Here is a 7922-nt window from a genome sequence, read left to right as displayed (position 1 = left end):
GGCGGTTGTAGACCTTCACCAGCAGGTGATTCTTCGCGACCAGCGCACCCTCGATCTTGTCGTGAAGCAGGCGCTCGTCGAACAGATCGCCCATCCTGATGCCCAGGCGGTTGATCTTGTCGGCGTAGGCCGGGCCGATGCCGCGTCCCGTGGTGCCGATCTTGCGGCTGCCCAGGAACCGCTCGGTGACGTTGTCGAGCGTGCGAGCGTAGGGAGCGATGATGTGCGCCGCATTCGACACCAGCAGGTCCGAGGTGTCGACGCCGCGCTCGTTCAGCGCGTCGAGCTCCTGGAACAGCACGCGCAGGTCGACCACGACGCCATTGCCGATGACGGGTGTGCAGCCCGGCGTGAGGATGCCGGACGGCAGCAGGTGAAGCGCGAACTTCTGGTCGCCGATGACCACCGTGTGGCCGGCGTTGTTGCCGCCGTTGAACTTCACCACGTAGTCGACGCGCGAGCCCAGGAGGTCGGTGGCCTTCCCCTTGCCCTCGTCGCCCCACTGGGCGCCCACGATCACTGCACCGGGCATGACGCCCTCCCCTCGCCCGCACTCCCTGCCGGGCCTCTGAACTCCCGGAGCGCGCAGCTCCGGTTGATGTATCGGGCGATGCGCGCCTCGTCTGAAGCGCGCATCGCCCCCGAACGTGCGAGGGCCCCCGCGGTCATACGACCGCGGAGGCCCCCCTCACGATCGGATCAGATCTTCCTGCCGGACGAGCCGAGCTGCTGGCAGGCCTCGACCACGCGGGCGGCCATGCCGGCCTCGGCCAGCTTGCCCCAGGCGCGCGGGTCGTAGGCCTTCTTGTTGCCCCACTCGCCGTCGACCTTGAGGACGCCGTCGTAGTTCTTCAACATGTGGTCGACCACGGGACGCGTGTAGGCGTACTGCGTGTCGGTGTCGACGTTCATCTTGATGACGCCGTGCGAGACCGCGATCGCGATCTCCTCGGCCGTCGAGCCCGAGCCGCCGTGGAACACCAGGTCGAAGGGCATGTCCTTGCCCACCTTGGCGCCCACCTCGGCCTGGATGTCGCCCAGGATCTCGGGGCGCAGCTTGACCGCACCCGGCTTGTACGCGCCGTGCACGTTGCCGAAGGTCAGCGCGGTGAGGTAGCGGCCCTTCTCGCCGGTACCGAGCGCCTCGACCGTCTTCAGGCCGTCCTCGGCGGTGGTGTACAACTTCTCGTTGATCTCGGCCGCGTGGCCGTCCTCCTCGCCGCCGACGACGCCGATCTCGATCTCGAGGATCGTGTTGGCGGCCGCCGAGAGCTCGAGGAGCTCCGCCGCGAGCGCGAGGTTCTCGTCCATCGGCACGGACGAGCCGTCCCACATGTGCGACTGGAAGATGGGCAGGCCGCCGGCCTTGACCTTCTCGGTCGACGCGGCGAGCAGCGGGCGCAGCCAGCTGTCCACATAGGTGGCGTGGCAGTGGTCGGTGTGCAGGGCGATGGTGACGCCGTAGCTGTCGGCGACCTCGCGGGCATACGCGGCGAGGGCGAGCGATCCCACCACCTGATCCTTGACCATCGCGGCGCCGGAGGCGTACTGCCCGCCGCCCACGGAGACCTGGATGATGCCGTCGGACTCCGCCTCCGCGAAGCCCTGGATGGCAGCGGTGATGGTCGATGACGAGGTGATGTTGATCGCGGGGAACGCGTAGCCGCCAGCCTTGGCGGCATCGAGCATCGCGTTGTAGGACTCGGGGGTGGCGAGGGCCATGTCGAACTCCTGAACTTGTGCGGATGGAACCGCTGACCATTCTGTCAGAAATCGGATGCCCCGGCGTGGCGAAGGTCCTAGTGCGCGGGCGGTCGGGGCCGGAGGGACGATGCGCGGCTCACGCTCCCATGTCCGTCACCTTGTGCGGGGCTCCCGCGCGGTCGTAGGTGGTCCACTCCCCGACTTGACGATCGTGGTCGAAGGATCCCGACCGCAGGAGCGATCCGTCCTTGCGGAAGAACTCCCAGTGGCCGTGCATTGCGCCCTCGTGGTGCTGCCCGCGGGCCCACAGCGTGCCGTCGCGGTGCAGCTTCTGGTACGGCTCGAGGTCCTCGGGATCCACGTCAGGCATGCCCCACCTCCAGGTCCCCATGGTGGCGCACCCACGCGTGCATCGCGATCGCGGCGGCCGCGCCCGCGTTGATGGAGCGGGTCGAGCCGTACTGCGCGATGGCCAGCGTGGCGACGGCGGCCTCGCGCATGGCCTCGGACAGCCCCACCGACTCCTGACCGAACACCAGGACGCACTCACGCGGAAGCTCGTAGGTTTCGAGGGGGACGGAGCCCGGAAGGTTGTCGATGCCGATCACGGGCACGCCCGCGCCCGCCGCCCACGCCACGAGGTCCTCGACCTGGGGGTGATGGCGCAGGTGCTGATAGCGGTCCGTCACCATGGCGCCGCGACGGTTCCAGCGGCGGTGGCCCACGATGTGCACCTCGCGCGCGAGGAACGCGTTCGCGGTGCGCACCACGGAGCCGATGTTGAGGTCGTGACGCCAGTTCTCGATCGCCACGTGGAACGGGTGCCTGCGGGCGTCGAGGTCCGCGACGATCGCGTCGTGACGCCAGTACCGATAGCGGTCGACCACGTTGCGCCGGTCGCCGTCGCGCAGCAGGTCAGGATCGAGGCGCGGGTCGGCCGGCCACGCTCCCACCCACGGCCCCACGCCGTAGGTGGGTGCCTCATCGCCTGCCGGGGGGTCATCCGTCACGCGCCGCCCCCGGGCTCCACCAGCTCGATGACGAGCGCGCGGGCGGCGGCGCGCGCCGTGGCCCGCGCATCGTCCACGTCCTCACCCCGGGCGACCGTCACGGCCACGCGCCGCCGGCCGTCCACGCGCGGCTTGCCGAACAGGCGCACGTCCGTGCCTGGCGCCGCCACCGCATCGTCCACGTGGGAGAACACCGGCACCCCGGTGCCCTCGGCGAGCACGGCGCACGAGGCGGAGGGACCCAGCATGAGCACCTCGGGCACGGGCAGCCCCAGCACGGCACGCGCGTGCAGCGCGAACTCGGAGAGATCCTGCGACGCGAGCGTGACGAGACCCGTATCGTGCGGGCGCGGCGACACCTCGGAGAACAGCACCTGGTCGCCGCGCACGAACAGCTCGACGCCGAACACCCCGCGTCCGCCCAGGTTCTCGGTGACAGCGCCCGCGATGCGCCGCGCCTCCGCCAGGGCGGCGCCGGACATCGCCTGCGGCTGCCAGGACTCGCGGTAGTCGCCGTCCACCTGGACGTGGCCGATCGGGTCGAGGAACGTCACCCCGCCCGTGTGGCGGACGGTGAGCAGCGTGATCTCGTAGTCGAAGTCCACGAACCCCTCGACGATGACGCGGGTGCCTCCGGCGCGGCCGCCCTCGACCGCGTAGGTCCAGGCCGCGTCGACGTCCTCCTCGCTGCGGACCACGGACTGGCCCTTGCCCGACGAGGACATCACGGGCTTCACCACGCACGGCGTCCCGAGCTCCGCGACGGCCGCGGCGAGTCCCCCGCGGGAGTCGACGAACCGGTACGGCGACGTGGGCAGTCCCAGCTCCTCGGCGGCGAGGCGGCGGATGCCCTCCCGATCCATGGTGAGGATCGTGGCGCGCGCGGTGGGGATCACGGTGGCGAGCCCCATCGCCTCGACCTCCGCGAGCACCTCGGTGGCGATCGCCTCGATCTCGGGGATCACGATGTCGGGACGTTCGGCGTCGAGCAGCGCGCGCAAGGCGTGCGGGTCGAGCATGTCGACCACGTGTGCGCGGTGCGCGACCTGCATCGCGGGTGCGTGCGGGTAGCGATCGGCCGCGATCACCTCGACGCCCAGGCGGGTCAGTTCGATCGCCACCTCCTTGCCCAGCTCACCCGAGCCGAGCAGCAGGACGCGGGTAGCCGTTGGAGTGTGGGGGGTGCCGAGGCGGACGGTCATGCCTCCATCCTGGCAAAGCCGAGCCGGGACCGATGCACAGGGGACTCTGAGCGGGATCTCAGACTCGCGCGCGTACCCTGACGGACGTGACTGTCACCGCGCTCGCCGCCTCCGTCCACACGCTGGGCCCGAGCTGGCTCGACCCCGAGACCATGATCGAGGGATTCATCGCCCGCTGGGGCGTCTGGGCGCTCGCGGCCGTGTGCCTCGTGGTGCTCATCGAGACGGGGCTGCTGTTCCCGTTCCTGCCAGGCGACTCGCTGCTGTTCACGGTGGGCCTGTTCGTGGGCACCGGCGCGCTGCACGTGCCGCTGTGGGTGGCGTGCACGGTGCTCTTCCTCGCCGCATTCCTCGGGGATCAGCTGGGCTACCTCATCGGCCGCAAGGCGGGCCCGGCGATCTTCAACAGGCCGGACTCGCGGTGGTTCAAGCAGGAGCACATCGCCCAGACGCACGCGTTCTTCGAACGCTACGGCGGCCGCGCGATCGTGCTCGGCCGGTTCGTGCCCTTCGTCCGCACGTACATCCCCGTCGCCGCCGGCATCGGGCGCATGCACTACGGGCACTTCATCCGCTACAACGTGATCGGGGCGTTCGCCTGGGGCGTCGGCGTGACATTGCTGGGGTACTGGCTCGGCAGCTACGACGTGGTCAAGAACAACCTCGAGATCGCGGCGATCGCCATCGTCGCCATCTCGGTGGTGCCCATCGGCGTCGAGTGGCTCCGGCATCGCCGGGAGTCACGGCGCGGGGACGATGCCGTGGTCACGGGCGCCGACGCCGAGCCGGCGGCGGAGTAGCGGCTCCGGCCCGTCTGTGCCGGACCGTCAGAACTTGACGTTCGGCGTCTCGCGCGCGGCGTCGTCGGTCTCGAAGTACTCCTCGCGGTGGAAGCCGAACATGTTCGCGATGATGACCGTCGGGAACGTCTCGACCCGGGTGTTGAGGGTGCGCACGTTTGCGTTGTAGAAGCGGCGCCCCGCGGCGATCCGGTCCTCCGTGTTGGTGAGCTCCTGCTGCAGCTGCATGAAGTTCTGGTTCGCCTTGAGGTCCGGGTACGCCTCGGCGACCGCGAACAGCCGGCCCAGGGCCTGCGTCAGGATGTTCTCCTGAGCGGCCTGCTCGGCGGGTGACGAGCCCGGCGCCGCGGCGATGGTGCGGGCCTGTGTGACAGCCTCGAGCGTCTCGCGCTCGTGCTTCGCGTAGCCCTTGACCGTCTCGACCAGGTTCGGGATCAGATCGTGCCGGCGCTGCAGCTCGACGTCGATCTGACGCCATGCCTCCTGCACCAGGTTCCGAAGGCGCACCAGGCCGTTGTAGGCGGCGATCGCCCAGAGGATGATGAGGACGGCCACGATGCCGAGGCCGATGAGGAACCATTCCATGTGTCTCTCCTGACGTCCGAGTCGACTCTAGCCATGAACCCGCTCACGCGGGAGGGCTCACACGCGGCCCTCGTCCGGATCGGCGTCGCCGGCGACGCCCGGGCCGTGGGTCTCGGCCTCGTACTCCTCCGCGCCGATGCCCGTGTAGCGTCCCGACGTCAGCGCTCCGGGGGTGATGGCCCACTCGGGGCCAACGAGCGGGGCGTCGGGGTCGCGCATGGCGCGGCCCTGCTCCTCGAGCCGCCGCAGCACGTGCCGGGGGATCCGCCGCGCGATCCCGGTCACCACGCCCAGCCGGCTCGACAGGGTCGAGACTCCCTCGCGGCCCACGCCCCACACCATCACGGCGCCGCCGTCGATCCGTACCGCGCGGCCCTCGACGTCGTGCTCGAGCAGCCGCGCGATCATCCGCGGATCGATGACGTCGTGGCCGTACCGGCGGTCGCGGGTGATCACCCGCCAGCGCTCGTTGAACGCGTGGGACTCGACGTCGATGTCGACGGCCCCGAGGGCCTGCGCCGCGCGGGTGGCCAGCGATTCCGGGACGATGTCGAGCCGCGGCAGGTTCACCGGAAGCTCGGCAAGCGTCACCTGGAACGTCTGGCGCGTCTCGCTCTTGTTGTCGCCGGCGCCCACATCCTGTTCGACCACGTGCGTGAAGGTCGCACACCGCCACCCTGCGTAGGTGCCCCGCAGCACGTCCGTCTGATACGCGCGGCCGCCCAGGTCGAAGGGATAGCCGCCGAACCGGGTCGAGTAGGCCGCGGTGCGCGGGAGGTGCTCCCAGCCGTGCTCGAGCGCGAACCGGGCGGCCTCGTTGCGATGCCGGAAACCCAGCACGCCCTCCCAGACCGCCAGGCCCAGCACCGCCACCGCGCCCAGCGCGAAGGCCACCGGCGCGGGGACCGCGCCCACCACGTACAGCACCACCACCAGGCCCACCAGCACGGCCGCGCCCACGCGCATCACGCCGTCCGTCGAGAGCCGCCTGGTCATGGTTCGATCGCTCGCCTCACGCCAGCCCGAGGTCGTCGAGCCCGTAGAGGTAGAGGTACGGCAGCCCCGCCTCCTCGATGCGCTCCTTCGAGCCGGTGTCGCGGTCCACGATCACGGCGACCGCAACCACCTCCGCGCCCGCCTCGCGCAGCGCGTCGACGGCCGTGAGCACCGAACCTCCGGTGGTCGAGGTGTCCTCGACCGCGACCACGCGGCGCCCGGCGACCTCGGGACCCTCGATGCGGCGCTGGAGGCCGTGCGCCTTCGACTCCTTGCGCACCACGAACGCGTCGAGGCCGAGGCCGCGCGACGCCGCCGCGTGCAGCACGGCGGTGGCGACCGGATCGGCACCCAGGGTGAGCCCGCCGATCGCGTCGACATCCGCCGGTCCGAACCCGGCCTCCTCGAGCGCATCGAGCATGACGTGTCCCACCAGCGGCGCTGCACGGTGGTGCAGCGTGATGCGGCGCAGGTCGACGTAGTAGTCGGCCTCACGGCCGGAGGCGAGGGTGATGCGGCCGTGCACGACGGCCAGCTCGGTGATGAGATCGCGCAACTGCTCGCGGGGGGTGCCAGTGGTCATGGCGCCCAGCGTAGCCGGGCACGATGCGCGGGCTCAGTCCCTCCGCATGCTGCGGCGGCCCCGGGTGAGACGGTCGGGAACGGCCCGCAGCAGCGTCCCGGCGGCGGCGTACCGCGCGGACGGCGTCACCACCGTCTGGCCGCGGCGGACCGCCGCGAGCGCCGACGCGACCACCCCCTCCGGGTCGAGCCACGCCGCATCCGGGAACTCGTGGCGCATGTGGCTGAGGGCGTCGGAGTCGTGGAACCGGGTGCGCACCAGCCCGGGCAGCACCACGGTGGCGGTCACTCCCGTGCCACCCAGCTGGCCCGCGAGGGCCTGCGTGAACTCCACCACCCAGCGCTTATGAGCGGCGTAGGTGCTGTTGGACAGCCGCGCGGCGATCGACGCGACATTGAGCACCGCGCCGTGACCCCGCTCGATCATGCCGGGCAGCGCGGCGTGGGTCAGTCGCAGCGGCGCGGTGACGTGGATGTCGAGCAGCGCTCGCTCCTGTTCCCATGTGGACTCGGTGAAGCCGACGCCGGCGCCGTGGCCGGCGTTGTTGATCAGCAGGCTCACCGGAGCGGCCGCATCGGCCAGGCGCGCCGCGACCGCCTCGCGGCCGTCCTCGGTGGTCAGATCCGCGGGCAGCACCTCCGCCTCCCGCCCGGTCGCGGACCGCAGGAGGTGCGCGACCTCGCTCAGCCGGTCCCGCGACCGAGCCACGAGCACCACGTCATGCCCCGCGGTGGCGAGCTGCCAGGCGAACTCCTCGCCGAGCCCGGCGGAGGCACCCGTCACCATTGCGATGGCCATGCCCCGAGGCTACCGGCGAGCGCCGCTCACCCGCGCCGGTACTTTGGGTCCATGCGCCTCGCCACCTGGAACGTGAACTCCATCCGCGCCCGCGTCGACCGCGTGGTCGACTGGCTCGAGCGCTCCGACACGGATGTGCTGGCGATGCAGGAGATCAAGTGCAAGCCCGAGCAGTTCCCGCGTGCCGCCTTCGAGGCGGCCGGCTATGAGCTCGCGATCCACGGCCTCAACCAATGGAACGGCG

At 71.0% G+C, this 7922-nt stretch carries 11 protein-coding genes; 2 read left to right on the top strand and 9 right to left on the bottom strand.

Going from position 1 to position 7922, the window contains the following annotated elements; all coding sequences use genetic code 11:
* From Q0L54_RS08785 to purT, 5 genes are all read right to left on the bottom strand, one after another.
* Positions 1 to 532: adenylosuccinate synthetase (locus Q0L54_RS08785; protein ID WP_296667277.1), on the bottom strand; the 532-nt coding region annotated here is incomplete at its 3' end.
* A gap of 167 nt (positions 533 to 699) precedes the next feature.
* Positions 700 to 1770, bottom strand: a complete 1071-nt coding sequence (fbaA, locus tag Q0L54_RS08780; RefSeq protein ID WP_296667282.1) for a class II fructose-bisphosphate aldolase — start codon at positions 1768 to 1770, stop codon at positions 700 to 702.
* A gap of 70 nt (positions 1771 to 1840) precedes the next feature.
* A complete protein-coding gene (locus Q0L54_RS08775) occupies positions 1841 to 2074 on the bottom strand; it encodes a hypothetical protein (RefSeq protein ID WP_296667275.1) in 234 nt (77 codons plus the stop codon).
* On the bottom strand, positions 2067 to 2669 hold the full coding sequence (locus tag Q0L54_RS08770; RefSeq protein ID WP_296667280.1) for a TrmH family RNA methyltransferase: 603 nt from the start codon (positions 2667 to 2669) through the stop codon (positions 2067 to 2069). Before Q0L54_RS08770 ends, Q0L54_RS08775 begins: the two co-directional genes overlap by 8 nt.
* A gap of 41 nt (positions 2670 to 2710) precedes the next feature.
* Entirely contained in the window at positions 2711 to 3916 is a 1206-nt protein-coding gene (gene purT, locus Q0L54_RS08765; RefSeq protein WP_296667273.1) for a formate-dependent phosphoribosylglycinamide formyltransferase, read from the bottom strand.
* A gap of 86 nt (positions 3917 to 4002) precedes the next feature.
* On the opposite strand from purT, the gene Q0L54_RS08760 reads away from it, so the two are divergent.
* Positions 4003 to 4716, top strand: a complete 714-nt coding sequence (locus Q0L54_RS08760) for a VTT domain-containing protein (RefSeq protein ID WP_296667271.1) — start codon at positions 4003 to 4005, stop codon at positions 4714 to 4716.
* Between the two features lie 27 nt (positions 4717 to 4743).
* Here Q0L54_RS08760 and Q0L54_RS08755 read toward each other — a convergent pair whose 3' ends face one another.
* Genes Q0L54_RS08755 through Q0L54_RS08740 form a run of 4 tightly spaced genes read right to left on the bottom strand, consistent with a single transcriptional unit; the run spans position 4744 to position 7678 of the window.
* A complete protein-coding gene (locus Q0L54_RS08755; RefSeq protein WP_296667268.1) occupies positions 4744 to 5301 on the bottom strand; it encodes a LemA family protein in 558 nt (185 codons plus the stop codon).
* Between the two features lie 57 nt (positions 5302 to 5358).
* Positions 5359 to 6297: a hypothetical protein gene (locus Q0L54_RS08750; RefSeq protein ID WP_296667265.1), complete on the bottom strand. Its 939-nt coding sequence runs from the start codon at positions 6295 to 6297 to the stop codon at positions 5359 to 5361.
* 16 nt (positions 6298 to 6313) lie between these two features.
* Positions 6314 to 6880: an orotate phosphoribosyltransferase gene (gene pyrE / locus Q0L54_RS08745; RefSeq protein WP_296667263.1), complete on the bottom strand. Its 567-nt coding sequence runs from the start codon at positions 6878 to 6880 to the stop codon at positions 6314 to 6316.
* Positions 6881 to 6913: 33 nt separating this feature from the next.
* The gene (locus Q0L54_RS08740) at positions 6914 to 7678 is read right to left on the bottom strand and encodes an SDR family NAD(P)-dependent oxidoreductase (RefSeq protein WP_296667260.1); all 765 of its coding nucleotides are present in this window, start codon (positions 7676 to 7678) and stop codon (positions 6914 to 6916) included.
* Between the two features lie 51 nt (positions 7679 to 7729).
* On the opposite strand from Q0L54_RS08740, the gene Q0L54_RS08735 reads away from it, so the two are divergent.
* Positions 7730 to 7922 (top strand): endonuclease/exonuclease/phosphatase family protein (locus Q0L54_RS08735; protein WP_296667258.1); only part of this gene is annotated, 193 nt, incomplete at its 3' end.

It is taken from the genome of Demequina sp., from assembly GCF_024642165.1.
In the GTDB taxonomy this organism is placed as follows: domain Bacteria; phylum Actinomycetota; class Actinomycetes; order Actinomycetales; family Demequinaceae; genus Demequina.
The sequence above is the reverse complement of the archived record's forward strand: the minus strand, read 5'-3'. Positions and strand labels throughout refer to the sequence as shown.